This window comes from Mycobacterium helveticum (assembly GCF_007714205.1).
Classification (GTDB): domain Bacteria; phylum Actinomycetota; class Actinomycetes; order Mycobacteriales; family Mycobacteriaceae; genus Mycobacterium; species Mycobacterium helveticum.
The window spans coordinates 1-1,900 of the sequence record NZ_VMQU01000263.1; the positions used below are offsets into that span (position 1 = coordinate 1).

General features: G+C 71.5%; 3 protein-coding genes and 1 pseudogene. 2 read left to right on the top strand and 2 right to left on the bottom strand.

The window, feature by feature from the left end; genetic code table 11:
- Positions 1 to 132: 132 nt before the first annotated feature.
- Both FPZ47_RS29075 and FPZ47_RS29080 read right to left on the bottom strand, forming a co-directional pair.
- Positions 133 to 540, bottom strand: coding sequence for a type II toxin-antitoxin system VapC family toxin (locus FPZ47_RS29075; RefSeq protein ID WP_210420039.1), 408 nt, complete (start codon positions 538 to 540; stop codon positions 133 to 135).
- Entirely contained in the window at positions 537 to 770 is a 234-nt protein-coding gene (locus tag FPZ47_RS29080; protein WP_210420040.1) for a FitA-like ribbon-helix-helix domain-containing protein, read from the bottom strand. Before FPZ47_RS29080 ends, FPZ47_RS29075 begins: the two co-directional genes overlap by 4 nt.
- An 84-nt stretch (positions 771 to 854) precedes the next feature.
- Here FPZ47_RS29080 and FPZ47_RS27315 point away from each other — a divergent pair, with 84 nt between their 5' ends.
- Both FPZ47_RS27315 and FPZ47_RS27320 read left to right on the top strand, forming a co-directional pair.
- Positions 855 to 1,565 carry a response regulator transcription factor gene (locus FPZ47_RS27315; RefSeq protein ID WP_144956586.1) on the top strand — a complete coding sequence of 237 codons (711 nt, stop codon included), beginning with the start codon at positions 855 to 857 and terminating at the stop codon, positions 1,563 to 1,565.
- Positions 1,562 to 1,900 (top strand): annotated as a pseudogene (locus FPZ47_RS27320) (two-component sensor histidine kinase); the annotation flags it as partial. The gene FPZ47_RS27315 and the pseudogene FPZ47_RS27320, both read left to right, overlap by 4 nt.

Below are 1,900 nucleotides of genomic sequence, written 5' to 3' on the forward strand. Positions count from 1 at the left end.
ACCGCCTGGTGCGGCACCGTGCGGTCGACACGGTGGACAAGCGCCTGCGGGAGCGGGGTTGGCGGCGGTGTTGTCGGTCGTCATGGTCCGGACGGTAGGAGCCGGACCTGAAGTGGGTCTGAAGAAGTGGCGTCAGGCGTCGCCGGGAACCGATACCGCGCAGCCGATGCCCGGTGCCCGCGCGATCCGACGGTCCAGCGTCACCAGCGGTGCGGCCAGGAGCTCGGCGAGCGCGACGTAGGCGGCGTCATAACAGGACAGGTTCGCTCGCAGCTCCCACACCCGGGATGCCAGCAACTCGTATGGCCACAGGTCCACCGGCAGTTCGAGCAGGTCGGCGTGGGCCTGCGCGGCCTGGTCGGCGCCGATCGCCGCGGCGAGTTCGGCCCGCCTGATCACGTTGCCGCATTCGAACGGAAACACCGCGGGCGCCACCAGATCGACGTCTGTCAGCCGTGCCGTCGCCCACCGGCCGTCGCTGCCGGAATCCAGCAGGACGGCGACCACGGCCGACGCGTCGCAGACGACGCGCTCGCTCACCGGCGATCGGATTCTTTGGCGGCGAGGATGGCCTTCGCGTCGAGGCGCACGGCGGTCGCGTTCACCCGCGCGCGGGCCCGGGCGACGACGTCGCGTGCCGTCGGCTTGGCCGCGGTCGCGACGAGCAGGCCGCGCACGTATTCCTGCAGCGACTGGCCCGACCGGGCGGCACGCGCGGCCAATTCGTCGCGGACGTCGTCGGGGATCCCGCGGATCGTGATGGCCACCATGCATGCATATTAGCAGCGGTAGCAGCAGCACAGGTGCGTGCCGATCTTCAGCCCAATCCCAGGGACGGGCGTTAAAAATAGGGCATGGCCGATTTGCTGGGGGCGGGCGATCGGTTCACCACGGGCACACCGCGGGTGCTGGTGGTCGAAGACTCCGAGACCATCCGCGAGATGGTCGGTGAGGCGCTCGCCGAGGCCGGCTACCACACCGACACCCGCCGCGACGGCGACGAGTTGGAGGAAGCACTCGACGGGCTGCGGCCCGATTTGGTGGTGCTCGACGTGATGCTGCCGGGGCGGGACGGTTTCGCGCTCATTGACGTGATCCGCGAGTGGGGGGACATCGGGATCGTGCTGATCACGGCCCGTGACGCCCTGCAGGACCGGCTGCGCGGCCTGGACGGCGGTGCCGACGACTACGTCGTCAAACCCTTCGAGCTCGCCGAACTGGTGTCGCGGGTCGGCGCGGTGCTGCGCCGCCGCGGACGGTTGCCGCAGGTGGTCCAGGTGGGCGACCTGATGCTGGACGTCGACGCCGGTGTGGCGGCGCGCGACGGCCACCGGCTGGACCTGACCGGCACCGAGCTGCGCTTGCTGACCTTCCTCGTCGAGCAGCGCGGCGCCATCGTCAACGCCGGCCAGATCCTCAATGCCGTGTGGGGCTATGACGCCTATGACCCCAACCTGGTGCAGGTCCATGTCAGCGGCCTGCGGCGCAAACTCGAGGCGCACGGGCCGCGGATGCTGCACACCGTCCGCGGCATCGGCTACCGCCTCCAGCCGCAGCGGTCATGACGACCCCGACGCCGTCGCTGCAGCGCCGCGTGACGCTGGTGCTGCTGGCGTTGCTGGCCGGCCTGCTGGTGCTGCTCGGTGTCACCATCGACGTGAGCCTGGGCGTGCTGGCCCGCCGCAACCTGCACGACCGTCTGCTCGCGGCCACGTCACGCGCCGACGCGCTGGCCGCCGCCCGGATACCGCCGGACCTGTTGGCCGCCGAGCTCAACGGGGGTGGTGTGCGGGCGCTGCTGGTCACCGCCGACGGCGCCACCTACGGCGACCGCGGGATCAGCCCCGACACCCGCGCCGGCGCCTTCGTACCGCCGCCGCCCGGCCCGCCCCCGCCACAC